This window comes from Streptomyces sp. NPDC001100, assembly GCF_053598575.1.
The window spans coordinates 55246-78281 of the sequence record NZ_JBSFKO010000014.1; the positions used below are offsets into that span (position 1 = coordinate 55246).

Genomic DNA, 23036 nt, shown 5'->3' on the forward strand with positions numbered 1-23036 from the left:
GCAACATGCTTCAGGTTGCGCAACTCAATGTGCCCGGCGCGAGGAGCGGGTGTCAAGGGGTCCGGGACGCCGGGCGACGCCCCTGATCACCGGCCGGAACACGGCGATGCCCGGTGGGCGGTACGCGTCCGCGCGCACCGCCCACCGGGCATGGTCAACCGGCTTTCCGCTACCGCTACTTGAGCCAGGCGGCCACCTTGTCCTGGTTGGCGTCGACCCACTTCTTCGCCGCCGCGTCGTCGGACAGCTTGTCCTGCGCTATGTACTTGGCGACGGTGTTCTGGTCCTCGTTCGTCCAGTTGAAGTTCTTCACCAGGTTGTAGGCGGGACTGCCCGACTTGGCGAACTTCGCGCTGACGATCTTGTCGAGGTTGTAGACCGGGTAGTCGCAGGCGATCTTCGACGCGACCGCGTCACAGCCCGTCGTGTACGCGGGCAGCGACACCTTCTTGAGCGCGACCTCGGAGAGGAACCACTGCGGCTCGTAGAAGTAGCCGATGACCCACTGCTTGTTCTTCTCCGCGGTGCGGAAGGCCTGGATGAGCGCGGTCTCACTGCCCGCGTACACCACCTTGAAGTCCAGCTTCAGGTTCTTCACCAGCGCGGCGTCGTTGGTGACGTACGACGGGTCGCCGTCGAGGAGTTGGCCCTTGCCGCCCGACTCGGAGGTCTTGAACTTGGACGCGTACTTGTTGAGGTTCTTGTAGTTCAGGATGTCCGGGTGGGCCTTCGCGAGCCACGGCGGCACGTACCAGCCGATGATGCCTTTGTTGCCGGTCTGGCCGGCCTCGACGGCGGTCTTCTGGCCGGTGATGTACTTCTTCTTGAGGTCGTCGTGGCCCCAGTTCTCCAGGACCGCGTCGACCTCGCCGGTCCCGAAGCCCTGCCAGGCGATCTCCTCTTTCAGGTCCTTCTTGTTGACCGTACAGCCGAGTTTCTGCTGCGCGACGTACGCGACGACCGCCGCGTCCGCCTCGTAGCCCACCCACGGGTTGACCGCGAGGTTGAAGGTCCCGCACTTGGCCGAGCCGCCCGAGCTGCTGCCCGAGCCGGAGCCGGAGGACGTGTCGCCGACCTTCGCCCCGCCGCAGGCGGTGAGGGAGAGGCCGAGAACGGCCAGGCCGGCCGCGCCGGTTCGCCAGTGTCTTGCCATGGTGTCGTGCTCCTTTAAGCGCTGGTTCGGCGCGCGGCCGCCTGAGTGATCCGGTCGAACATGACTCCGAGCAGGACAATGGCCAGCCCCGCCGCCAACCCCTTGCCGTACAGCTCGCTCTGGGAGAATCCGGCCACGACGTCGTAGCCGAGGGCGCCGGCTCCCACCAGGCCGCCCACAACAACCATCGACAGCACATAGATCAGGCCCTGGTTGGTCGCGAGGGTCAGGGCGCTGCGTGCCATCGGGAGTTGAACCTTGGTGATGATCTGCCAGGTGTTGCACCCGGCCGCGGTGGCCGCCTCGACGGTGGTCTCGGGCACGGCCCGCACCCCGTCGGCGGTGATCTTGATGGCCACCGGTACGGCGTACACGACGGCGGCGACGATCGCGGTGAAGCGCGTCGCGCCGAACAGCGCCAGGAACGGCACCAGATAGACGAACGGCGGCATGACCTGCGCCGCGTCCAGCGTGGGCCGCAGCACCCGGTCCACCATCGTGCTGCGCCCCATCCACACGCCGAAGGCGATGCCGAACAGCATCACGATCACGGTCGCCACGACGGTCGAGGCGAGTGTCGTCATCGCGTCCGACCACACGCCGGTGCCCACAAGCAGTCCGACACACACGGCAGTTGTGACCCCGGAGCGCCAACCGCCGACGACCACGCCGATGCCGATCAGAGCCGCGCCGACGAGCCACCACGGGGAGTCGGTGAGCAGCGACTGGAACGGATTGAGCAGACCGTTGGTGATCGCGTCCCGGAAGGCGTTGGTGACCCCGGAGAGGTTGTCCTGCGCCCAAGTCGTCACGCTGTCCGCCGCGTTGGCGATGTGGCTGCCGGTCGTGCCGTCGCCGGGGTACTGCGCCGCCCAGAGGTACGTGTGCGACAGATAGATCAGCACGACGACGACCACCGCGCCCGAACCGAGCAGCGGGCGGCGCCACTTGAGGAAGCGGCCGGAGGAGTTGCGGGCCTGTTCCGCACGCGTGCTGGAGGCGGTCGTGACCCGGTCCAGGACGATCGCCATGATGACGATCGCGAGGCCCGCGTTGAAGGCCGTGCCGACGTCGAGCGACTGAAGGGCCTGCATGACGGTCTTGCCGAGGCCGGGCGCGTCGATCAGGGCCGCGATGGTGACCATGGCCAGGGCGGCCATGATGGTCTGGTTGACGCCCATCACCACGGTCCGCTTGGCCATCGGCAACAGCACCTTGAGCAGCGACTGCCAGCGGGTCGAGCCCATCGAGTCGGCCGCTTCCACGGTCGTCTCCGGGACGTTGCGGATGCCGTGCGCGGTGATGCGGATCGCGGGCGGGGCCGCGTAGATCACCGTGGCGATCACGGCGGAGGCCGGGCCGATGAGGAAGATCAGGGTCAGGGGCGCGAGGTAGACGAAGGTCGGCATCGTCTGCATGAAGTCGAGGAAGGGCGTGATGATCCGGTTGAACCGGTCGGACAACCCCGCCCACACGCCCAGCGGGATCGCGAACACCAGCGCCACGAGGACCGCGGAGAGGGTGAGCGCCAGGGTGTCCATGCTCTCCTGCCACAGGCCCTGGAGCCCGAAGAAGGCGAACCCTGCCACGGCGAGGAGCGCGACCCGCCAGTTGCCGACGGCCCAGGACACGAAGCCCGTGATGCCGACGACTCCGAGCCAGCCGATCTGCGGCACCGGCCGGTCGCCGCTCGGCTGCGAGATCAGGTCCTGGACGAAGGTCACCAGGTTGTCGATGACCAGGCGGATCTCGTTGAAGAAGTAGAGGAAGAGCGGGTTGGAGTTGCGGTTCGCGCCGACCGAGTCGTTGAGGTCGTTGAACCACCGGTGCAGTCCGGTGAGATCGGCCGCCGCGAGCGTCAGCGTCTGCTTCCCGCGCAGTACGGCGAACAGCACGAGCCACACGACGAGGATGGCGCCGACCATCATGGGCCGGGTGATCTTGCGTCGCGGGCCCTTCACGTCCGGTACGGCGTCCGCGACTTGCGCTGTCGGCTCCGGTTTCTCCACGGCGACGGTCATCACGCGTCGCCTTCCCGCCCGGCGACGACCGCGAGGATCTCCTCGTCGCCGACGATGCCGAGCAGCTTGCCGTTCTCGACGACCTTGACCGGCCTGTCGGCGGCGAGCACCGCGCGCGTGGCCTCGCGTACGACGACGTCCGGACCCAACTCCGGCCCGTCCAGGGGGTCTTCGTCCACGGCCGGGCGCATGATCCAGCGCAGGGTGAGGACGTCACCGCGCGGCACGTCCTTCACGAACTCGCGCACGTAGTCGTCGGCCGGGGCACCGACGAGCTCGTCGCCCGTACCGCACTGCACCATCTTGCCGTCGCGCATGATGAGGATCCGGTCGCCCAGCTTCAGGGCCTCGGACAGGTCGTGGGTGATGAACACCATGGTCTTGCCGACCTCGTGGTGCAGCCGGATGACCTCGTTCTGCATGTCGCGGCGGATCAGCGGGTCGAGCGCGGAGAAGGGTTCGTCGAAGAGGAGGACGTCCGGGTCGCCCGCCAACGCCCGGGCGAGACCCACGCGTTGCTGCATACCGCCGGAGAGCTGGTCGGGGTAGGAGTTCTCGTACCCCGACAGACCCACCAACTCGACGACCTCCAGGGCCCGTTTGGTCCGCTCGGCCTTGCTCATGCCGCGGATCTCCAGGCCGAAGGACACGTTGTCGACGACCCTGCGGTGCGGCAGCAGCCCGAAGTGCTGGAAGACCATGGAGAACTTACGGCGCCGCAGCTCGCGCAGCCGCTTGGCGTCCGCGTCCCGGATGTCCTCGCCCTCGAAGACGATCTCACCCGAAGTGGGTTCGATCAGCCGGGTGAGACATCGCACCAGGGTGGACTTCCCGGAGCCGGACAGGCCCATGACGACGAAGACCTCGCCGGGCGAGACCTCGAAGTTCACATCGCGTACGGCGGCGGTGCAGCCGGTGCGGTCCATCAGCTCACGGCGGGTGAGCCCGCACAGTTCCTCTGAGTCGGGTACCTGGTCCGCCTTCGGCCCGAACACCTTCCACAGCTTGCGCACGGATATGACCGGGGTGGGGCCCGAGTCCTGGGGCGTGCCGCGCCGCTGCGGCACCTCGGTCTGTGCTGGGGTCACGATCGACCTCTTTTCGGCGTTCAGCCGCGGAACCAGTGCTGCGGCCGGGGTTGGATGTTCTGCCAGATGTGCTTGGGCTCTCGGTACTCGTTCAGGCCGGTCGGTCCCAACTCCCGGCCCACGCCCGAGTGTCCGAAGCCACCCCATTCCGCCTGCGGCACATAGGGGTGGTAGTCGTTGATCCACACCGTGCCGTGCCGCAGCCGCCGGGCGACCCGCTGGGCCTTGCCCGCGTCCTGGGTCCAGACGGCGCCGGCGAGTCCGTACTCGGTGTCGTTGGCGATGCGTACGGCGTCGTCCTCGTCGCTGAAGCGCTCGACGGTCAGGACCGGTCCAAAGGACTCCTCGTGCACCACCCGCATGTCCTGCGTGCAGCCGTCGAGGACGGTCGGCGGGTAGAAGTGCCCGTCGGCGAGGGCGGGTTCGGTCGGCCGCTCACCGCCACACCGCAGTACGGCACCCTCGGCGATGCCGGCCGCGACATACGCCTCGACCTTCTCGCGGTGCTGTGCGGAGATCAGTGCGCCGGTCTCGGCCTCGGGGTCGAAGGGGCCGCCGAGCCTGATCTGCCTCGCGCGGCGCACCACTTCGTCCACGAAGCGGTCGTGCAGCGAGTCCTCGACGATCAACCGGGCCCCGGCGGAGCAGACTTGGCCGGAGTGCAGGAAGACGGCCGTGAGCGCGAAGTCCACGGCCGTCTCGAAGTCGGCGTCGGCGAAGATGACGTTGGGGTTCTTGCCGCCCAGCTCCAGCGCGACCTTTTTCACGCTCGCGGCGGCGGTGGCCATGATGCGTTTGCCGGTCTCCAGGCCTCCGGTGAAGGAGACCATGTCGACGGCGGGGTCCTCGGAGAGCGGTGCGCCCACCTCGGGTCCGGTCCCGAGGACGAGGTTGGCGGCACCGGCCGGCAGCCCGGCCTCCTCCAGCGCCTTCATCAGCAGGATGGAGGTGGAGGGGGTGAGCTCGCTGGGCTTGAGGACGATCGTGTTGCCCGCGAGGAGCGCCGGGGCGACCTTCCAACTGGCCTGCAGCAACGGGTAGTTCCAGGGCGTGATGAGCCCGCACACCCCAACAGGCTCGTAAACGACCCGGCTTACGGCGTCGTCGCGTCCGGTGTCGATGACCCGTCCGGCGTCGGTGCCGCCGATCCCGCCGTAGTAGCGGAAACAGGAGACGACGTCGGCGATGTCGTACTCGCTCTCCACCAGCCGCTTGCCGGTGTCCAGCGACTCGGCGCGGGCGAATTCCTTGGCGTCGCGTTCGAGGATGTCGGCGGTGCGCAGCAGCAGCGCGGCACGCTCCCGCTCGGGGGTGCGCGGCCAGGGTCCGTCGTCGAAGGCGTGGCGGGCGGCTGCGATCGCGGCCTCGGTGTCGGGACGTGTTCCCTCGGACACGGTCGCGGTGAGCGTGCCGTCGGCGGGACAGCGGATCTCACGGTGACCGCCGGCCACCGCGTCGCGCCATTCTCCGTCCACATACAGGTCTGCCACGTGTGGAGCCCTTCGAGCGAATTCCGTTGCGCATTGTGCACCGTATTGCTTGTGGTGGAACACCCTGGCGAATGTGCAGACATACGTCAAGGGGTTGGCAGATGACGATTTCGCCATGCGGCACATTGCCCGGCCACCTCTTGACCGGGAGCCGCGCCCGGCCCAACCATGTTGCGTATCGCTCACCATGTTGCGCAACACGCACCGACGGAGGCCGTTCATGTCCCCTCGACCGCACCCTGGCCGCGAATTCGTCCTCACCCTCTCGTGCCCGGACACCACCGGACTGGTCCACGCCGTGAGCGGCTTCCTCGTCCGGAACTCCGGCAACATCCTGGAGAGCCGGCAATTCGATGATCGGCTCAAGGGCCGCTTCTTCATGAGGGTCCACTTCGACGTTTCCGATCCAAACGCCGACCTGAAAACACTGCGTTACCGATTCGGTCCGGTCGCCGAGGCATACCGCATCTCCTGGACCCTCCGGGACGCCTCGACGCCGACCCGAACCCTGATCATGGTGTCCAAATTCGGCCACTGCCTGAACGACCTGCTCTTCCGCAAGCGCACCGGCGCCCTCAACATCGAGATCCCCGCGATCGTCTCCAACCACCGGGACTTCGAGGGCCTCGCGGACACCTACGGCATTTCCTTCCACCACATCCCGGTCACGAGGGACACGAAGGCCGAGGCCGAGGCACGCCTCCTGGAACTGGTGCGCGAGCTGGACATCGACCTGGTGGTGCTGGCCCGCTACATGCAGGTCCTCTCCGACGACCTGTGCAAGGAGCTCGAAGGCCGCGCCATCAACATCCACCACTCCTTCCTCCCCAGTTTCAAGGGCGCCCGCCCCTACCAGCAGGCGTACGACCGCGGGGTGAAGCTCGTGGGCGCGACCGCGCACTATGTGACGCCGGAGCTGGACGAGGGCCAGATCATCGACCAGGACGTGGTCCGGGTGGACCACTCGCTCGACGCCGAGGAGCTGGTGACGGTGGGGCGGGACGTGGAGGCGCAGGTGCTGGCGCACGCGGTGAAGTGGCACAGCGAGAGCCGGGTGATGGTGGACGGGAATCGGACGGTGGTGTTCCGGTAGGAGCGAGCGCTGTATACGGCTTCTGGTGGCGGTACTTGGGGCGCAGGCCGGTACAAGTCGGCCCTTCAGGCGGTGCCCTTTCAGCGCGGGCCGGCACAATCCAGCCGTCCGGCGTTTGAGGACGAGGCTCCTTCAGGGCCGAAGCGGGGGCTGGGGGCGGCAGCCCCCAGCACGGCAGAAGCCCGCTACCCGCCCAACCGCTCCAACGCGGCCCGGCGCCACCGCTCCGTCTCGGCGAGCTGGTTGAAGGTGAAGACGTGCAGCCCCGCCACACCCGCCGAGGGCGCGGTCAGCTCCTCCGCGGCACGGCCGAGCAGCCGATCCGGCGAGTAACCACCAGGCGCCGCGAACCGCAAGAACCACGACGCGTGCTTCGTGAGGAAGCGCGTCGACTCCCCCACCCCGATCTTCGTCGCCATGGCCAGCAGCTTCGCGCGCTGCACCGGCCCCGCGACGCCCACGTACAGCGGCAGGGTGACGTCACGGCGTCGGATCCGGCCGACCCACTCCCCCAGCACGCGCGCGTCGAAGCAGAGGTTGCTCACGATGTACGTGGCGTGCGCGCGCTTGTCCCACATGGCCTGGATGGTGAGGTCGTCGTGGATGAGGGGGTGGCTCTCGGGGTAGCCGGTGATGCCGACGCGGCCGAACGGGTCGCCCAGTTCGCCGAGCCTGCGCAGCACCGGCAGCGCCCCGTCGTAGACCCCGGCCGGCGGATCGGCGTCGCCCGCCGGGACGAACACGTCGTCGACACCGGCCTGCCGGAGCCGGTCGACGACGTCCTTGAGGTGCGCGTCGTCCCGCAGCAGCCGAGCGGGGACGTGTGGGACCACGCGGTAACCGTGCGCCGACAATCGCCCGACGAGGTCGAGGGTCGGTTCCAGCCCTTTGACCGGCGACGCCGTCACGGTGACGACGACATCGCGCGCCACATGGGCGAGGACCTTCTCCTCGGTCGCCTTCGCGGGCAGCACCTCGTAACGGACGCTCGACAGCAGCGTCTTGAGACCGTCGCCGCCCAACCCGGCCTACCCGGACTGCTTCTGGGCGTCGCGGTGGCGGTAGTACACGGCCTTGGAAGGAGCCAGTGGCTCCTTGCCCAGGATGAGGTCGGCCGCCTTCTCGGCGATCATCATGACGGGCGCATAGATGTTGCCGTTGGTGACGTACGGCATCACCGACGCGTCGACGACCCGCAGCCCCTCGACTCCGTGCACCCGCATGCTGGTCGGGTCCACGACGGACATCTCGTCGGTGCCCATCTTGCAGGTGCAGGACGGATGCAGGGCGGTCTCGCCCTCCTTGGCCACCCAGGCGAGGATCTCCTCGTCGGTCTCGACGGACGGGCCGGGCGAGATCTCCCCGTCGTTGTACGGGGCCAGCGCCGGCTGATTGAGGAGCTTGCGGGCGACCCGGATCGACTCGACCCACTCGCGCCGGTCCTGTTCCGTGGAGAGGTAGTTGAAGCGCAGCGCCGGGTGCTCCAGCGGGTCCTTGCTCTTGATCTTCACCGAGCCGATGGCGTCGGAGTACATGGGCCCGACGTGCACCTGGTAGCCGTGGCCGCCGGCCGGCGAGGAGCCGTCGTAGCGGACCGCGATCGGCAGGAAGTGGAACATCAGGTTGGGGTAGTCGACGTCCTCGTTGCTGCGGGCGAAGCCGCCGGCCTCGAAGTGGTTGGTGGCGGCGGGTCCCTTGCGGAAGAGCCACTGCAGGCCGATGAAGGGGGCGCGCCACTTCGCCATGTACGGCTGCATGGAGACGGGTTGCTTGCAGGCGTACTGGATGTACACCTCCAGGTGGTCCTGCATGTTCTCGCCGACGCCCGGCAGGTCGTGGACGACGTCGATACCGAGCGCGCTCAGCTCCTCCGCGTTGCCGACGCCCGAAAGCTGAAGCAGCTGGGGGGAGTTGATGGCGCCGCCGCAGAGGATGACCTCGCGGGCGCGCACCTGGTGGACCTTGCCGCGATGCTTGTACTCGACGCCGACGGCCTTCTTGCCCTCGAAGAGGACGCGGTGGACCATCGCGCGGGTGGTGACGGTGAGGTTGGGCCGCTTGCGTACGGGCTTCAAGTACGCCTTGGAGGCGGAGAGCCGGCGGCCCCGGCTGACGTTGCGGTCGAAGGGGGCGAAGCCCTCCTGCTGATAGCCGTTGACGTCGTCGGTGCGCGGATAACCGGCCTCCTGCACCGCGTTGAGGAAGGCGCCGAACAACGGGTTGGCGGCGGGCCCGCGTTCGAGGACGAGGGGGCCGTCGTGGCCGCGGAACTCGTCGTCGGGATCGGCCGCGAGGCAGTTCTCCATGCGCTTGAAGTACGGCAGACAGTGCGCGTAGTCCCAGCTCTCCATGCCGGCGTCGGCGGCCCAGCGCTCGTAGTCCATGGGGTTGCCGCGCTGGAAGATCATGCCGTTGATGCTGCTGGAGCCGCCCAGCACCTTGCCGCGGGCGTGGTAGACGCGCCGGTTGCCCATGTGCGGCTCGGGTTCCGACTCGTACTTCCAGTCGTAGAACCGGCTGCCGATCGGGTAGGTCAGCGCGGCGGGCATGTGGATGAAGACGTCCCACGGGTAGTCGGGCCGGCCGGCCTCCAGGACGAGCACCTGGTTGCCCGGGTCCGCGGAGAGCCGGTTCGCCAGTGCGCTGCCGGCGGATCCACCGCCGACGATGACGAAGTCGTATTGCAGGGGAGCCATGATCTCTCGTCTCGCTCGCGCCGTAGATACGCGAGGCATGCTAATACGGGTATCGCCATACGCACCAGGTTGCGAGCAACGCAACTTGCAAGGTCCAGGTTTCCGGGTTGTTACCGGTGGTCGAGCGGGTCGGGGCCGGTGGCGGGCAGCGCTCGGCGGCCCCGGACACCGGGGCGAGCGGCAGGTGGGGCAGGACTACGGGGCGAGCGGGTGGACCGCGCCCATGGCCTGGTCGAGAAGCCGGGACAGGGGGACGGTGCCGTCGCGTTCGACCCAGGTCTCGATGGCCGCGTCGAGGCAGCCGAGGGCGCCGGCGACGAGAGCCGACGCGGCCGGTTCGGCCGCCGTGCCGGTGCGGCGGACCACCTCGGGGCGCAGCAGTTCCCGCATCTGCAGGTAGCGCTCCTGGTAGCGGCTGCGCACCGAGGGCGACCGGACGATCGCCCGGGCCGTCTGGAGTGCGGCGGCACTGTCCTTGACCTGCCGAACCGCGGGCTCCAGGGCGTGCCGCAGCGCCGTCCAGATCGGTTCGTCCTCCGGCCGCCGCTCAAGGGCGTCCCGCGCGTGCCGGGCGTGGTCCTCCGTCATGACCAGGAGGCCGTCTTCCTTGGTGGGGAAATAGCGGAAGAATGTCGCCCGGGACACCCCGCGGCCTTGGCGATCTGCTCGATCGTGGTCTGCTCGAAGCCGCGCGACAGAAACATCTCCAGCGCGATCTCGGCAACTTGCGCCTTGACCGCCAGCCGCGTGCGCTCTCGGAGCGACAGCACGGGCTCTGCAGGAGGGGTAACCCTGATCACGCGCTATCGCGTTTCCTTTACCAGCCTCTGTCTCACTCGCGCGACTCGATACCCCACGACGAAGCCGCTGGCCACAGTCGGGCGCGAACAGTTCGGGGCGTCGACGACACGGCCGAGTTCCACGCGGCGCGGAAGCGACTCAAACGCGCGTGTTCGAAACCGGCGGCGGGCTCGTTGTCCCGGTCAGCATCAGTCGTCCCCAACCCGGCCTGTACGCAGCCCTGTTGGTGACGCATGCCGGTGGCCGCCGTAGGCGCCGCCACCGGTCCACGCTTCGTTCGCCCACCTGACCGACCGCTGACGTCCCCGCCGCCCGAACGCCCAGAAGGAGAAACCCCGTGACACACCCGCAGCCGGGTGAATGGAACACCCACTACGCGCAGGGGCGACGCTTCCGCGCCCTCAGGGACGCGGAACGGACGCTGCTGGCCGAGCACGTACCGTCCCCCGGCAACGGCGGTCGGGCCCTCGAAGTCGGCTGTGGTCTGGGCGAGTTGGCCTTCCACCTGGCGTCGACGGGCTTCACCGTCGACGCCGTGGACTGGTCCGACACCGCCCTCGAACACGCCCGCGCCGGCAGTCCGGCCGACGTGCGCTGGCTCCGCCTGGACATCGAGCGGGACGACCTCGCTCCCCTGGAGAAGAACACGTACGACCTGATCACGCTCCGCCTCGTGTACGCCTTCCTCGGCGACCGCACCCGCGTCCTGCACGACCTCGGGAGCCGGTTGTGCGAGGACGGCGCGATCGTGGTGATCACCCCGCTCGCCGCGAACACCCCGGCCGGGAAACGGGACATCGCCCTGGACGAGGACGAGATCAGCCTGCTGAGCGCCGGTTGGGAACAGGTCCGGCGCTTCGACGCGGACGGGCTCGCGTTGGTGATCCTGCGCGGCCCGCGCCGAGACCACGCCATTGCGGTGGAGAAGAACCGGCCCGCGCCGCACGCGGTGACCGGCGCCTGCGCGGTCGTGACCGACGCCGACGGCCGGGTCCTGCTGGGCCGTTCCACCAGCGGGATGTGGGAGCTGCCGGGCGGGCGTACCGAGGGGTCCGAACCGTTCGAGCGGACGGCGGTGCGTGAACTGGCCGAGGAGACCGGCCTGATCGCCGCCCTTGCCGACGCGCAGGTGCTGAGCATGCTCTGGGACGACCACCACGGCATCTCCCGCCTGACCGCCGTGGTCCGCGTCACCGCCCATTCCGGCACTCCCAGGCGCTGCGAGCCCGACAAGTTCGCACGCTGGGAGTGGCATCCGACGCACACCCTGGCCCACCTCGACCGGATCTTCGCCCCGTCCGCACAGGCACTGATCGCCGTCTGGCCCGGCGTCCTCCCCGGCCTGACGCCCGTGCGTGCCTACCCGCACGCGGGACGGATTCCAGGAGATTCCGCGGGTGGTGCCGTTTGACCTTGACACGGTGGCAAGGTCTTCACTGCCTCCCAGGAGGTGGCCCCGATGACCATGACAACAAGGCAGGACACGGCTACGACACGCGCGCTCCGGGCGCTGGACGACACGAGTTCGTCCGTGCGGCTGCGGGCGGCGCTGGCGGTCGGGACGGCGCCGGACCCGTGCTTCGTCGGCAAGCTCGTCGAGCGGTGCGCGGTCGAGCCCGAGTTCTTCGTCCGGGACATGCTGACCTGGGCGCTCACCCGTCACCCGGTGTCCCTGACGCTCCCCGCGCTGTTCCGCGAACTCCGTTCGGAGCGTGCGCAGGCGCGCAGTCAGGCGCTGCACACGCTGTCCAAGATCGGGGACCGGCAGGCATGGCCGGCGATCACCCGGGCGCTGTTGTCCGACGCCGACGAAGAGGTGGCGAGGAGCGCCTGGCGGGCCGCGGTCGTACTCGTGCCGGACGGCGAGGAATCCGCCCTGGCCACGGTGCTGGCAACCCAACTCGGGCGCAGTGAGCGGGAGTCGCAGCTGAGTCTGAGCCAGGCGCTGGTCGCGCTGGGTGAGGTGATCGGGCCGGCTCTGCATGCGGCGACGACGGTCTCCGACCCGCGGGTACGTGCGCACGCGCTCGCGACGCAGAGGCTGCTGCGCGACCCGGACGCCGGGTTCGAGTCGGCGATCGAGGAGGCCAAGCGCGTCGTGGCCCTCACCGGGGCGCCCAGGACGGACGATGAGAACCGTGCTGATCGGTGAGGTGTCGAGACGGTCCGGGGTCAGTGCCCGCATGCTCCGGCACTACGAGTCCCTCGGTCTGGTGCGGCCTTCGGGTCGGACGGGATCCGGTTATCGGGAGTACTCCGGGGAGGACATCCGGCGGATCTTCCACATCGAGAGCCTACGGTCGCTGGGCCTGTCGCTGCGTGACATCGGGCGCGCGCTCGACGATCCCGGTTTCACGCCCTCGGCGCTCGTCGGCGACCTCATCCGGCAGACGCACGACCGCATCGCGGCCGAGACCGAGCTGCTCACGCGGCTCGGCCGGATCCGTGCGGCGGATCCCGTCGGCTGGGAGGACGTACTCCAGATCGTCGCGCTCCTCCAGGCGCTGGGCTCGAAGAGCGCGGACGCGCGGCAGCGCGCGGTCCTCTCCTCGGGCGACGAGGTGCCGGTGGAGGCTCTGGTGGAGGCGGCACTCGGCGAGACGGAGCCGAACGTCGCGGGCGCCCTGCGCTGGGCGCTCGCGCGATCGGAGGACGGCGGTGTCCCGGCGCTGCTGGCCGAGGCCCTCGGTTCACCGGTGGCAGCGGTGCGGGAACGTGCCGTTCAAGCCCTCGTCGAGCTGCCCGGCGATGAAGCCTCCGCGCGGCTGCGGGACGCCCTCGCGAACCCCGACGCCGTTGTGCGCGGGTATGCGGCTCTGGCGCTCGGTACGCGTGGTGCGGCCGAGGCGGTCCGCGCGCTCGTCGACATGATCGTGGAGGGAAGGAACGACACCGACGCGGCCGATGCTCTGAGCGTGCTGGCGAGCGACACCGCGACTGCGGACCGGATCGCGACCAGGCTCGTCGACCGCCTCGCCGACGACACCACCGAGGCGCCCGCACGCGGGCGGCTGACCCAGGCACTCGCGGACATCCCGGGGCCGACGGCATCACGCGCCCTCGTAGAACTGTCACAGGACGAGGACCGCGCCGTCGCGCTGACCGCCACGTACCTTCTTCGGCTCCGGGACGCGCGATGACAAGGCCTACGCCCGGCTCGCCTCCGTGCCGTCGTCATCCCTGTCGTACGGCCCGGGGCTGACGAGGCCCGTCTCGTATGCGACGACGACTGCCTGGGCGCGGTCGCGGAGGGTGAGTTTGCCGAGGATGTGGGAGACGTGGGTCTTCACCGTGGCCTCGGACAGGTGGAGTCCGGTGGCCAGTTCGGCGTTGCTCAGGCCCTGCGCGAGGAGGCGCAGGACGTCCAGTTCGCGGGGTGTGAGGGCGGCCAGATCGCGGTGCAGGGACGGCCGTTCCGGGCTGCGGCGGGCGAACCGCTCCACCAGGCGGCGGGTGATGGCGGGGGCGAGCAGCCCGTCGCCGGCCCGGACCGTGCGGACGGCGGCCACGAGGTGTTCCGGGGTGACGTCCTTGAGCAGGACTACGGCAGCGCCTCCCTCGACGCGGCCGTGTCGGGGATGAGCGGACCCGTCACCGTGACCGCGTTCGACGGTGACGCCTCCTGGGGCGGATTCACGATGGTCGGTGGGCGGTGGTTCAGCGGGGCGGGCGAGGTCGTCGTGCCCAGCACGATTCTGAGCGCCACCGGAACGAAGGTCGGCGACAGCGTCACCATCACCGTGCGGGGCAGGCCAGTTGTCGTGCGAATCGTCGGCGAGGTGTTCGACACCGGCAACGACGGTCGCCGGGTCTTCACCGACGCCGCCACACTCCGGACCGCCGCGCCCGGTCTCAAGTCCACGGCCGAGTACGTCGATCTGAAACCCGGCACCGGCACGGACGCGTATGTCAGCGCGCTCAACGCCGAGTTGAAGCCTTTTGGAGTGAGCGCGACGAGTGCCAAGTACGCGAACGGCAGTGACACCGCGACCGTTCTCGACTCGCTCACCGCTCTGCTCACCGTGCTGCTGGTCTGTGTCGCCGGGCTCGGTGTGCTGGGCGGGGTCGTGCTCGACACCCACGAGCGCGTTCACGACCTGGGCATCCACAAGGCGCTCGGCATGACACCGCGCCAGACCGTCACGATGGTCGTCACCTCGGTCGTGCTGCCGGGACTGGCCGGCGGCGCCCTCGGCGTACCGCCGGGCCTGGCCGTGCACCACGCGGTGCTCCCCGCGATGGACCGGGCGGCGGGGCTGCGGCTGCCCGACTTCGTCGTCGACGTCTACGGCGCCGGGGACCTGGTCCTGCTCGGGCTCGCCGGAGTCGCCGTCGCCGTCCTCGGCTCCCTGCTCCCGGCCGGCTGGGCAGCACGCCTCCGCACGGCGACCGCGCTCCGAGCCGAGTAGCGGAGTAGCCAGTAGCGGACTAGCCGAGCCGAACGGACACGCAACCTTCTCGCAACCTCGCGCGTGCTGCGATGGGCCATCGCATCCGGCTACTGGGGACGGCAGACATGGACGACAACACCCCGCGCGTCGAGCTCACCCCCGCCGCGGAGGACCTGCTGCGCCAACTGCACGCACAGCACGGTCCGCTGATGTTCCATCAGTCGGGTGGCTGCTGCGACGGCAGTGCACCCATGTGCTACCCGGAGGGCGAGTTCCGCACCGGTGGCTCGGACGTGCTGCTCGCCGAGCTTGAGGTCGAGGGTGTGCCGGAACCCGTGACGTTCTGGATCTCGCGCAGCCAGTACGAGGTCTGGAGCCACACGCGGCTGATCGTGGACGTCGTAGCGGGTCGCGGCAGCGGTTTCTCGCTGGAAGCACCCGAGGGGGTGCGTTTTCTCACCCGTTCCCGTGTAGTCGGCGCCTAGGAGCCCCGTCGGCCATCGCCTTCTGATGCACTTCCCCTGAGTCCTGGGAAAGTTGACGAGACATCAGGGGGCACTGTGACGCATCGTCAGAAGCGTTCCGGAGCAGCACGTTTCAGAGTCGAACGGTTAAGAACAGGCAAGTCGGCACTCGCGTTTCTCGCGGTATTCGGTGCGCTGGCCGGTGCGGCCCTGGCGGGGGCGGCACCGGCCGGCGCCGTGCCGGGCACCACGCGGCTCGTGCCGGGCACCACGCGGCTGGCGCCGGGCGTCACCTACCGGCAGTTCGACATCAGGGCGGCCAGGGGTGTGACCCACGCCCATGTGGTCGTGGTGGATCTGCGCAACTCCCATGTGCGCGTGAACCTGCTGTACCCGGGCGCGGTGGCGGCCCGGGAGCCCGTCTCCGAGCTGGCCGACTCGGCGGGCGCCGTCGCGGGCGTCAACGGGGACTTCTTCAACATCACCGAGACCCAGCACCCGGGCGTCGCGGCCACGGGTTCCACCGACGGACCGGCCATCGCGAGCGGTGTCGCGCTCAAGGGGGCCGTGCCGGACGGCCAGCGCTTCGGACCCGCGCTGCCGCCCGGCACGAACACACGGAACGTGCTCGGCGTGGGCGTCGACCGCGTGGCCCGGCTGGACAGCCTCACCCTCAAGGGGACGGTCGGTACCCCGCAGGGCCGGATGCCGCTCGGCGGGTTCAACCAGTACGCGCTGCCGGTGAACTCCATCGGTGCGTTCACCCCACAGTGGGGCAGCGTCTCCCGGGTGCGTGCCACCTGTGGCACGGACACGAACCGGGCCGCCGCGTGCAGCACGGACACCTACGAAGTCACCATTCGCCACGCGCGGGTCGTGTCGGCGTCCCACACTCCCGGCAGTGGTGCCATCGCCGCCGGCACCACGGTCCTCGTCGGCCGTGAGGCGGGTGCCCAGCAGCTGCGGAAGCTGTCCGTCGGCGAGCGGGTGCAGGTGCTGCACCACCTGGTGGCGTCGAGGTCCGGGGTTCCGTACCGCTTCGCCCTGGGCGGCTACCCGGTCCTGCGGGGCGGACGGCCCCTGGCCGGCCTCGACGACACGACCTCCGCCGTGCGCACCGCCGTGGGGATCGCGAACCACGGCCACCGCCTGCTGCTGTTCGCCACGGACGGGGCGGTCGCGTACCGCACCGGTCTGACGATCGCCGAAGTCGCCACCGAGATGCGGACGTTGGGCTCCATCGACGCCTTCAGTCTGGACGGCGGCGGCTCGACGACCCTGGTCGCCCGCGCACCCGGCGCGAGCGCCGTCACGGTACGGAACCACCCCAGCGGAGGCGCCGAGCGGCCCGTACCGAACGGCGTCGGGGTCTTCTCAACCCGCTGATCAACCCGCCGGCCTCATGGATGCAGTGCGCTCACCAGATCCGCGGTGGCCGTGAGGCCACTGTGGATCGTGGGCGCGATGCTGGTGCCGGCCATGAAGAACCCGAGCAGTGCGCAGACCAGCGCATGGGAGAGCTTCAGCCCGCCGCTGCGCATGAAGATCACCGCAAGGATCAGGAGCAGCAGCACCACAGAGATGGAAATGGCCATCGTCACCCTCCTCCGCCACGCCGACGTGTCCGGTTCGCGGCGTTCGGCCGCAAGTGTGGCGTAGCGGAGGGTTCATCCGGGCTACCGACGTGTCCCCCGAACGTGTGGTGTCATCCCGTGTCACGTGACCACATGTGGTGTCACGCCGTGCGGTGGGCGTCCAGGAAGGCTTCCAGGCCGGCGAGGTCGTCGGTGTTGAGGAAGTCCACACCGGCGGCGAACAGTTCCTCCCACAGTGCTTCACGGGCGGGGCCCGCCACATCCGGGGTGTTCCAGAACCGCACGGTCTGCCCGGCCGCGTGCGCCTGCCGCACGATGTCGCGCAGCTTCTGCCGCTCGGCGGCGGGGAAGGCACCGTCGCCGAGCCAGGTGAAGTTGGTCTGCCAGTTGTCGCTGATGAGCGAGATGAAGGAGGCGGGCACCGAGCTGCCGAGGTCGGTGAGCCGGCCGTCGTAGAAGGCGCGGCGCACGGCCTGCGCCTCCATCGGGATGCGGGCCGCGCGGTCGCCGGAGATGACGTTGGTGACCGCGCCCCGGTGGACGCGTCCGTGGGCGTAGGTGGTGAACAGGTGCTTGTAGCGCCGGAGATGACGGTCGAGTTCGAGGTACGTCGAGGAGCCCTCGGTCTTGATGTCGATCAGGAGCTGGAGCGGCTTGCGCCAACCCCGGTACACGGAGCCGTGGTTGGCCTTCACGAGGGCGGAGAGAGGGTCCAGGTAGAGGGATTCGAGGGTGCGGCTCGGGTCGAGTTCGGATGCGTCGTGTCCGATGAGGAGTTGGTCGCCGACGAGGAAGATGTCGGCCTCGACACTGCCGAAACGGTGGTCGAGGGCGTCGAAGAGGGGCCGGGGGTGCTCGTAGTCGTTGTGGGCGTGGGCGCGCCACAACGGGCGTCGGCGGTGCCCCTGTTCGGCGGCGAACGCGCTGCCTGCGGGCGGGGCGAGCACGACCGCGAGGGTGGCGCCGAACGCGGTGAGGGCTCTGCGGCGGGTGATGAGGGCCATGGTGTTCCTCCCTGTGGGGCGGGTTCGAACCACAGGGAGTATGGGGCTGTACGGCCCCCAATGAACCTGTACATGCCAGGAGTTGGCCGGACCGTCCTCGCCTGTTCACTCCTTCGGCGGGGACGCACGGAAAAGCCCGCCCCAGGTGGGACGGGCTTCACCGGATGGTCGAACGGCGGTCAGGGGGCGCGCAGATCGACCAGTTCCGCCAGTGCCTCACGATGGGCGCCCGCCGTGCCGTAGGCGATGGAGTCGGCCTTGGCCCGCTTCAGGTAGAGGTGGGCGGGGTGCTCCCACGTCATACCGATGCCGCCGTGCAACTGGACGGCCTCCTCGGCCGCGTGGACGACGACGGACGTCGCGTAGGCCTGCGCGACGGCGACCGCGACGTCGGTGTCGTCGCCGGTCGTGAGGGCGTCGGCCGCGTTCCGTGCGGCGGCCCGCAGACTGACGACCTCCAGCCACAGCTGCGCGAGCCGGTGCTTGAGCGCCTGGAACCCGCCGACCGGCCGGTTGAACTGCTTGCGCTCCTTGAGGTACCGGACCGTCTCCGTCAACGTCCAGTCGGCGACGCCCAGTTGCTCGGACGCGAGCAGCCCGGCCCCGGCCCGCAGGGCACGTCGTACGGCAGGCGCCGCGTCACCGATCCGGCGTCCCGCGGCCCCGTCGAGCATCACCCGCGCCAGCGGCCGGGTCAGGTCCAGGGACACCTGCGGTTCGACGGTCACCGCGCCCGCCTCGACGGCGTACAGCCCGCCGTCCTCGCCCGGCACCAGCAGTACATCGGCGGCGGCAGCGTCCGCGATGCCGGTCAACTCCCCGTGCAGGGAGCCGTTTTCGAGCCGCACGGTCGTGTGGGCGGCGCCCGGAGCGACGCTCAGGGAGACGGCGAGGGCACCGATCCTGCGCCCGGACGCCAGCTCGGCGAGGAGGTCCTCGGCCCCGCACTCCAGCAGTGCCTCGGTGGCGACGACCGCGCTCGTGAGGTACGGGACGGGGGCGACGGCGCGGCCCAACTCCTCCAGTACGACGGCGACTTCGCGGTGCGTGGCGCCCTGGCCGCCCTGTGCCTCGGGCACCAGGAGTCCGGCGAGGCCGATGCCGTCGGCGAGGGACTTCCACAGGGACAGGTCGTGCGGGGCGTCCGACTCGGTGCGCGCGATGACGCCCGCCGCGTCGCAGTGGTCGGTGAGCAGGTCCCGGACGACGGCGCGCAGCGCCTCTTCCTCCTCCGAGTAGAGAAGATCTGTCATCGGGCCAGGTCCTTCCAGGCGACGTCCTTGTCGGTGCGCGGCTCGGCCGGGAGGCCCAGGACGCGTTCGGCGACGATGTTCAGCAGGACCTCGCTGGTCCCGCCCTCGATGCTGTTGCCCTTGGAGCGGAGGTAGCGGTAACCGGCGTCGCGGCCGGTGAAGTCCACCAGTTCCGGGCGGCGCATGGTCCAGTCGTCGTACAACAGGCCCTCCTCGCCCCGGAGTTCGACCTCCAGGCCGCTGATCTCCTGGTTGAGGCGGGCGAAGGAGAGCTTCATGCCGGCGCCCTCGTGACCGGGCTGGCCCGCGGCGAGCTGCTGGCGCAGCCGCTCGCCGGAGAGCCGGGCGACCTCGGCCTCCACCCAGAGCTTGAGGAGGCGCTGGTGGAGGTCGTGGGTGCGCAACTCGGGGCGCTCGCGCCAGGTTTGGCTGATCGGGCCGATCATGCCGCCCTCGCGGGGGATGCGCATGCCTCCGATGGAGACGCGTTCGTTCATGAGCGTGGTCTGCGCGACCCGCCAGCCGTCGCCGACCTCGCCGAGGCGGTGGGCGTCGGGGATGCGGACGTCGGTGAGGAAGACCTCGTTGAACTCGGCCTCGCCGGTGATCTGGCGCAGCGGCCGGACCTCGACTCCGGGGTCGGTCATGTCGCAGACGAAGTAGGTGATGCCCGCGTGCTTGGGCACGTCCGGGTCGGTGCGCGCGATGAGGATGGCCCAGCGGGCGAGGTGGGCGCTGGAGGTCCACACCTTCTGCCCGTTGACGATCCAGCCTCCCCCACTCTCGGCTTCGCTCGAGCGGGAGGGGCCCCCATCCTCCCGTACCGCCCGCGTGCCGAGCGCGGCCAGGTCGGACCCGGCGCCCGGCTCGCTGAAGAGCTGGCACCAGACCTCCTCGCCGACCCAGAGAGGCCGCAGGAACTGCTGCTTCTGCTCCTCCGTGCCGTACTTGAGGATCGTCGGGGCGGCCATGCCGAGGCCGATGCCGATCCGGCGCGGGTCGTTGTCGGGGGCGCCCGCGGCCGCCAACTCGGCGTCCACGACGGCCTGGAGGGCGCGCGGGGCACCGAGGCCACCGAGGCCCTCGGGGTAGTGGACCCAGGCCAGTCCCGCGTCGAAGCGGGCCTTGAGGAAGTCCAGGCGGTCGGTCTCCAGGGGCGGGTGCGCGGTCAGCAACTCGGCCGTGCGGCGCCCGAGTTCGGCTGCGTCGACGGTCTTCTCACTCATACGGCGGCTCCGTTCTCCAGCGACGGCAGGATCGTGACCCGGCCGGTCGTGACCCCGTCGGCGACCCGCTGCACGGCGGCCGCGGCGCCGCTCAGCGGCACGCGCTCGCTCACCAGGGGCTTGATGACACCCCGGGCGGCCAGGTCGGTGAGCTGCTCGTGGCAGTGGAGGATCAGCTTCGGGTTCTTGGTGGCGTACAGGCCCCAGTGCAGGCCCAGGATCGAGTAGTTCTTCACCAGGGCGTGGTTGAGCGACGGGCTCGGGATGGTGCCGCTCGCGAAGCCCACGACCACGATCCGGCCCTCGAAGGCGACGACCTTCGTGGACTGCGTGTAGGCCTCGCCGCCGACCGGGTCGTAGATCACGTCGGCACCGCGTCCGCCGGTGGCCTCCTTGACGGCCGCGACGACGTCCTCGGTCCGCCGGTCGATCACGACGTCGCAGCCCAACTCCCGTGCCACGGCGGCCTTGTCGGCACCGCCGACGACACCGATGACGGTGGCACCTGCGGCCTTGCCGAGCTGCACGGCCGCGCTGCCGACCCCGCCCGCGGCGGCGTGCACGAGGAGCGTCTCGCCCGCCTCCAGGTGGGCGCGCCGGTGGAGGCCGAACCAGCCCGTCTGGTAGCCGATGTGCAGCGCGGCACTCTCCGCGTCGTCCAGCGACTCGGGCGCGGGCAGCAGTCCGGCGGCGTCCGCGACGGCGTACTCGGCGAAACCGCCGTACGGCAGCGCGGGGTTGGCGATCACGCGGCGGCCGTCCTCGGTCTCGCCGCAGATCTCCACGCCCGGGGTGAACGGGAGCGGCGGCCTGACCTGGTAGTGGCCGCGGCACATCAGCACGTCCGGGAAGTTGATGTTCGCGGCACGCACCTTCAGCAGGACCTGGCCGTCACCGGGGGTCGGCCGCTGCACCTCCTCCAGGCGCATCGCCTCACTCGGCTCGCCGTTCTGGTGCACTTGCCATGCCTGCATGCGGGGCCTCCACGGACTGCTCTGTCTTACCGGGCTTGGTCGCATACTAAGCGGTCGCTTGCAGATCGGGAACCGTCGGGTTCGTCACGGTCCGGGGGTGCGTGCAGTTCTTTGACCGCGAGCCGGTGGGGGCTGGGCGCGCAGTTCCCCGCACCCCTTCAGGGCGCGCTTTGCCGGGCCTTCCTCGGGCGTGCACGGACGTGCATGCGCTCGCCCTGCGGGCCGAACAGGCTCAGGAACTCCGCGGGGCCCTCCCCCGTCGACCCGAACCAGTGCGGCACCCGCGTGTCGAACTCGACGGCCTCCCCCGTCGCGAGCACCACGTCGTGCTCGGCGAGCACGAGCCGCAGCCGCCCGGACATCACGTAGAGCCACTCGTAGCCCTCGTGGGTCCGCAGATCGGGTTCCTCCTGCCGTTGGGGCACCAGCACCTTGAAGGCCTGGAGTCCGCCCGGCTGACGCGTGAGCGGCCAGTAGGTGCGCCCGTGCCGCCGGATCGGCTCGGACCGCACCCGGGGATCACTCACCGGCGGCGTCCCCACCAGTTCGTCCAACGGCACCTGATGGGCCCGTGCGATCGGCAGCAGCAGTTCCAGGCTGGGCTTGCGCAGCCCGGACTCCAGCCGGGACAGGGTGCTCACCGAGATGCCGGTCGTCGCCGAGAGGCCGGCGAGGGTCGCGCCGCGCTCCTTCCGGATCCGCCGAAGCCTCGATCCGACCTCCGCAAGGACCTCGTCCGTGTCGTCACTCATGACCGTTATTGCAGTTTCAGCAAACGCGTTTGTCAATACGGCAGCGATGGAGCGACCTTCGGGGGTGGAGGTGGTCACCATGACCGAGACACATACCGAGCCCTACGAAGTGGTCGTCATCGGCGGCGGCGCGGCCGGACTGTCCGCCTCGCTGGTCCTGGGCCGGTCCCGGCGCCGCACGCTGGTCGTCGACGCGGGCGAGCCGCGCAACACGCCCGCCGCGCACATGCAGGGCTATCTGACCCGGGACGGCATGTCCCCCGCCGAGTTCCTGGCCCTGGGCCGAGAGGAGATCGCGCGCTACGGCGTCGAACTGGTCCGGGACCGCGCGGTGGATGTCACGACGGGCCAGGACTTCGCCGTGGCGCTGGCGAGCGGGGAGACCGTGCGCGCACGCCGACTCGTCATGGCCACCGGTCTCAAGGACGAGCTGCCCACCGTCCCCGGAGTCGCCGAGCGCTTCGGCCGGGACGTGATCCACTGCCCGTACTGCCACGGCTGGGAGGTCCGCGACCAGGCCTTCGGCGTGCTCGCCACGGCACCGATGAGCGTGCACCAGGCGCTGATGGTCTCGCAGTGGTCCAAGGACGTGACCCTGTTCCTGCACACCGTCGCCGAGTCCGGGCTGACGGACGACGACCTGCGCAGGCTGGCGGCCGCCGGGATCGCCGTGGTCCCCGGTGAGGTCGCGGAGCTCGTCGTCGAGGACGACAGACTCACCGGTGTGCGCCTGGCAGACGGCACCACGCACCCCCGCGAGGCCGTTTTCGTCGCACCCCGTCCGGTCCCGCAGACCGGCCTCCTGGAGAAGCTGGGCGCCGAAATGCAGGAGACCCCGTTCGGGACGTATCCCGTGGTCGACCCGACGGGCCTGACGACCGTGCCCGGGGTGTGGGCGGTCGGCAACGCGATGGGCTTCGGCGAGCAGGTCGTGAACGCGGCCTCCGCCGGTTACCGCGCGGGCGCCACCATCAACGGGGAGCTCCTCATGGCCGACCTCGACGCCGGCATCCGGGCGTAGCTGTCCGGGTGTAG

22 protein-coding genes and 1 pseudogene are annotated in these 23036 nt (G+C 70.0%); 8 read left to right on the top strand and 15 right to left on the bottom strand.

Going from position 1 to position 23036, the window contains the following annotated elements; genetic code table 11:
* Window positions 1–175: 175 nt before the first annotated feature.
* Genes ACWDEW_RS21520 through ACWDEW_RS21535 form a run of 4 tightly spaced genes read right to left on the bottom strand, consistent with a single transcriptional unit; the run spans window position 176 to window position 5752 of the window.
* The gene (locus ACWDEW_RS21520; RefSeq protein ID WP_450514567.1) at window positions 176–1153 is read right to left on the bottom strand and encodes an ABC transporter substrate-binding protein; all 978 of its coding nucleotides are present in this window, start codon (window positions 1151–1153) and stop codon (window positions 176–178) included.
* Between the two features lie 14 nt (window positions 1154–1167).
* Entirely contained in the window at window positions 1168–3174 is a 2007-nt protein-coding gene (locus ACWDEW_RS21525) for an ABC transporter permease (protein ID WP_450514568.1), read from the bottom strand.
* A complete protein-coding gene (locus ACWDEW_RS21530; protein ID WP_450514569.1) occupies window positions 3174–4262 on the bottom strand; it encodes a quaternary amine ABC transporter ATP-binding protein in 1089 nt (362 codons plus the stop codon). Before ACWDEW_RS21530 ends, ACWDEW_RS21525 begins: the two co-directional genes overlap by 1 nt.
* 20 nt (window positions 4263–4282) lie before the next feature.
* Window positions 4283–5752 (bottom strand): aldehyde dehydrogenase family protein, encoded by a 1470-nt coding sequence (locus ACWDEW_RS21535; RefSeq protein WP_450514570.1) that lies wholly within the window; start codon window positions 5750–5752, stop codon window positions 4283–4285.
* Between the two features lie 220 nt (window positions 5753–5972).
* Here ACWDEW_RS21535 and purU point away from each other — a divergent pair, with 220 nt between their 5' ends.
* A complete protein-coding gene (purU, locus tag ACWDEW_RS21540) occupies window positions 5973–6845 on the top strand; it encodes a formyltetrahydrofolate deformylase (protein WP_450514571.1) in 873 nt (290 codons plus the stop codon).
* Window positions 6846–7030: 185 nt separating this feature from the next.
* On the opposite strand, the gene ACWDEW_RS21545 is transcribed toward purU, so the two are convergent.
* The 4 genes from ACWDEW_RS21545 to ACWDEW_RS21560 all read right to left on the bottom strand — a co-directional run bounded on the left by ACWDEW_RS21545 (window position 7031) and on the right by ACWDEW_RS21560 (window position 10311).
* A complete protein-coding gene (locus ACWDEW_RS21545) occupies window positions 7031–7867 on the bottom strand; it encodes a 5,10-methylenetetrahydrofolate reductase (RefSeq protein ID WP_450514572.1) in 837 nt (278 codons plus the stop codon).
* Window positions 7868–7873: 6 nt separating this feature from the next.
* On the bottom strand, window positions 7874–9541 hold the full coding sequence (gene betA / locus ACWDEW_RS21550; RefSeq protein ID WP_450514573.1) for a choline dehydrogenase: 1668 nt from the start codon (window positions 9539–9541) through the stop codon (window positions 7874–7876).
* 195 nt (window positions 9542–9736) lie between these two features.
* The gene (locus ACWDEW_RS21555) at window positions 9737–10129 is read right to left on the bottom strand and encodes an acyl-CoA-like ligand-binding transcription factor (protein ID WP_450514574.1); all 393 of its coding nucleotides are present in this window, start codon (window positions 10127–10129) and stop codon (window positions 9737–9739) included.
* Entirely contained in the window at window positions 10126–10311 is a 186-nt protein-coding gene (locus ACWDEW_RS21560; protein WP_450514575.1) for a TetR family transcriptional regulator, read from the bottom strand. The genes ACWDEW_RS21555 and ACWDEW_RS21560 overlap by 4 nt, the downstream gene beginning before the upstream one ends.
* Before the next feature lie 368 nt (window positions 10312–10679).
* On the opposite strand from ACWDEW_RS21560, the gene ACWDEW_RS21565 reads away from it, so the two are divergent.
* Genes ACWDEW_RS21565 through ACWDEW_RS21575 form a run of 3 tightly spaced genes read left to right on the top strand, consistent with a single transcriptional unit; the run spans window position 10680 to window position 13482 of the window.
* Window positions 10680–11753 (top strand): bifunctional class I SAM-dependent methyltransferase/NUDIX hydrolase, encoded by a 1074-nt coding sequence (locus ACWDEW_RS21565; protein ID WP_450514576.1) that lies wholly within the window; start codon window positions 10680–10682, stop codon window positions 11751–11753.
* Between the two features lie 48 nt (window positions 11754–11801).
* On the top strand, window positions 11802–12494 hold the full coding sequence (locus ACWDEW_RS21570) for a HEAT repeat domain-containing protein (protein WP_450514577.1): 693 nt from the start codon (window positions 11802–11804) through the stop codon (window positions 12492–12494).
* Entirely contained in the window at window positions 12481–13482 is a 1002-nt protein-coding gene (locus tag ACWDEW_RS21575) for a MerR family transcriptional regulator (protein ID WP_450514694.1), read from the top strand. Before ACWDEW_RS21570 ends, ACWDEW_RS21575 begins: the two co-directional genes overlap by 14 nt.
* Before the next feature lie 6 nt (window positions 13483–13488).
* On the opposite strand, the pseudogene ACWDEW_RS21580 reads toward ACWDEW_RS21575, so the two are convergent.
* Window positions 13489–13896: pseudogene (locus ACWDEW_RS21580) on the bottom strand (LuxR C-terminal-related transcriptional regulator); the annotation flags it as partial.
* On the opposite strand from ACWDEW_RS21580, the gene ACWDEW_RS21585 reads away from it, so the two are divergent.
* The 3 genes from ACWDEW_RS21585 to ACWDEW_RS21595 all read left to right on the top strand — a co-directional run bounded on the left by ACWDEW_RS21585 (window position 13855) and on the right by ACWDEW_RS21595 (window position 16583).
* Entirely contained in the window at window positions 13855–14751 is an 897-nt protein-coding gene (locus ACWDEW_RS21585) for an ABC transporter permease (RefSeq protein ID WP_450514695.1), read from the top strand. The pseudogene ACWDEW_RS21580 and the gene ACWDEW_RS21585 overlap by 42 nt on opposite strands.
* Before the next feature lie 107 nt (window positions 14752–14858).
* Entirely contained in the window at window positions 14859–15218 is a 360-nt protein-coding gene (locus ACWDEW_RS21590) for a DUF779 domain-containing protein (protein WP_362983051.1), read from the top strand.
* Between the two features lie 174 nt (window positions 15219–15392).
* On the top strand, window positions 15393–16583 hold the full coding sequence (locus tag ACWDEW_RS21595; RefSeq protein WP_450514696.1) for a phosphodiester glycosidase family protein: 1191 nt from the start codon (window positions 15393–15395) through the stop codon (window positions 16581–16583).
* Window positions 16584–16597: 14 nt separating this feature from the next.
* Here the strand turns inward: ACWDEW_RS21595 and ACWDEW_RS21600 are convergent, their stop codons facing one another.
* The 6 genes from ACWDEW_RS21600 to ACWDEW_RS21625 form a co-directional block, all read right to left on the bottom strand.
* Window positions 16598–16792: a hypothetical protein gene (locus tag ACWDEW_RS21600; RefSeq protein WP_450514578.1), complete on the bottom strand. Its 195-nt coding sequence runs from the start codon at window positions 16790–16792 to the stop codon at window positions 16598–16600.
* A 140-nt stretch (window positions 16793–16932) separates the two neighbouring features.
* On the bottom strand, window positions 16933–17796 hold the full coding sequence (locus ACWDEW_RS21605; protein WP_450514579.1) for a phosphatidylinositol-specific phospholipase C/glycerophosphodiester phosphodiesterase family protein: 864 nt from the start codon (window positions 17794–17796) through the stop codon (window positions 16933–16935).
* A gap of 179 nt (window positions 17797–17975) precedes the next feature.
* The gene (locus ACWDEW_RS21610; protein WP_450514580.1) at window positions 17976–19049 is read right to left on the bottom strand and encodes an acyl-CoA dehydrogenase family protein; all 1074 of its coding nucleotides are present in this window, start codon (window positions 19047–19049) and stop codon (window positions 17976–17978) included.
* The gene (locus tag ACWDEW_RS21615; protein WP_450514581.1) at window positions 19046–20275 is read right to left on the bottom strand and encodes an acyl-CoA dehydrogenase family protein; all 1230 of its coding nucleotides are present in this window, start codon (window positions 20273–20275) and stop codon (window positions 19046–19048) included. The genes ACWDEW_RS21610 and ACWDEW_RS21615 overlap by 4 nt, the downstream gene beginning before the upstream one ends.
* On the bottom strand, window positions 20272–21249 hold the full coding sequence (locus tag ACWDEW_RS21620; protein ID WP_450514582.1) for an NADPH:quinone oxidoreductase family protein: 978 nt from the start codon (window positions 21247–21249) through the stop codon (window positions 20272–20274). The genes ACWDEW_RS21615 and ACWDEW_RS21620 overlap by 4 nt, the downstream gene beginning before the upstream one ends.
* Window positions 21250–21407: 158 nt before the next feature.
* Window positions 21408–22001 (bottom strand): helix-turn-helix domain-containing protein, encoded by a 594-nt coding sequence (locus ACWDEW_RS21625; protein ID WP_450514583.1) that lies wholly within the window; start codon window positions 21999–22001, stop codon window positions 21408–21410.
* A gap of 79 nt (window positions 22002–22080) precedes the next feature.
* Between ACWDEW_RS21625 and ACWDEW_RS21630 the strand changes: the two genes are divergently transcribed.
* Window positions 22081–23022, top strand: coding sequence for an NAD(P)/FAD-dependent oxidoreductase (locus tag ACWDEW_RS21630; RefSeq protein WP_450514584.1), 942 nt, complete (start codon window positions 22081–22083; stop codon window positions 23020–23022).
* Window positions 23023–23036 lie beyond the last annotated feature (14 nt).

Bases quoted from the DNA above. Each gene is read 5' to 3' on its own strand.
- ACWDEW_RS21520 (WP_450514567.1), bottom strand. From the start codon at position 1,153: ATGGCAAGACACTGGCGAACCGGCGCGGCCGGCCTGGCCGTTCTCGGC.
- ACWDEW_RS21525 (WP_450514568.1), bottom strand. From the start codon at position 3,174: ATGACCGTCGCCGTGGAGAAACCGGAGCCGACAGCGCAAGTCGCGGAC.
- purU (WP_450514571.1), top strand. From the start codon at position 5,973: ATGTCCCCTCGACCGCACCCTGGCCGCGAATTCGTCCTCACCCTCTCG.
- betA (WP_450514573.1), bottom strand. From the start codon at position 9,541: ATGGCTCCCCTGCAATACGACTTCGTCATCGTCGGCGGTGGATCCGCC.
- ACWDEW_RS21555 (WP_450514574.1), bottom strand. From the start codon at position 10,129: ATGACGGAGGACCACGCCCGGCACGCGCGGGACGCCCTTGAGCGGCGG.
- ACWDEW_RS21570 (WP_450514577.1), top strand. From the start codon at position 11,802: ATGACCATGACAACAAGGCAGGACACGGCTACGACACGCGCGCTCCGG.
- ACWDEW_RS21590 (WP_362983051.1), top strand. From the start codon at position 14,859: ATGGACGACAACACCCCGCGCGTCGAGCTCACCCCCGCCGCGGAGGAC.
- ACWDEW_RS21600 (WP_450514578.1), bottom strand. From the start codon at position 16,792: ATGGCCATTTCCATCTCTGTGGTGCTGCTGCTCCTGATCCTTGCGGTG.
- ACWDEW_RS21605 (WP_450514579.1), bottom strand. From the start codon at position 17,796: ATGGCCCTCATCACCCGCCGCAGAGCCCTCACCGCGTTCGGCGCCACC.
- ACWDEW_RS21610 (WP_450514580.1), bottom strand. From the start codon at position 19,049: ATGACAGATCTTCTCTACTCGGAGGAGGAAGAGGCGCTGCGCGCCGTC.
- ACWDEW_RS21615 (WP_450514581.1), bottom strand. From the start codon at position 20,275: ATGAGTGAGAAGACCGTCGACGCAGCCGAACTCGGGCGCCGCACGGCC.
- ACWDEW_RS21620 (WP_450514582.1), bottom strand. From the start codon at position 21,249: ATGCAGGCATGGCAAGTGCACCAGAACGGCGAGCCGAGTGAGGCGATG.
- ACWDEW_RS21625 (WP_450514583.1), bottom strand. From the start codon at position 22,001: ATGAGTGACGACACGGACGAGGTCCTTGCGGAGGTCGGATCGAGGCTT.
- ACWDEW_RS21630 (WP_450514584.1), top strand. From the start codon at position 22,081: ATGACCGAGACACATACCGAGCCCTACGAAGTGGTCGTCATCGGCGGC.